Source organism: Tropicimonas sp. IMCC6043 (genome assembly GCF_004146235.1).
Taxonomy (GTDB): domain Bacteria; phylum Pseudomonadota; class Alphaproteobacteria; order Rhodobacterales; family Rhodobacteraceae; genus Tropicimonas.
In genome coordinates, this window is the sequence record NZ_SELO01000239.1 from 1 (window position 1) to 255 (window position 255).

Sequence of the window (255 nt, forward strand, 5' to 3'; positions counted from 1 at the left end):
CCAGCGTTCTCGCCGCGTCCTGGAGACCCATGCTCGTCGTCAGATCTGGCAGAGCCAGGAGCCGGTGCTCGGCTGCCGCCTTTGCCAGGTGGTCGGCAATGGCGGTTGCGATCATGGTTTCGAGCCTAGTCCCAGGCAGGCGCCAGCCGGTGGGATCGGGACCTCCCGAGATCAGCCGGTTGGACACATAGTAGCGGTGACGCCGACCGGCCTTGATACTGTGCGTCGGGGTCAGCCGATCTCCGGTCTCGTCTC

At 65.9% G+C, this 255-nt stretch carries 1 pseudogene; it reads right to left on the minus strand.

Annotation, left to right across the window (positions count from 1 at the left end):
• Nucleotides 1-255 (minus strand): annotated as a pseudogene (locus EU800_RS27450) (recombinase family protein); the annotation flags it as partial.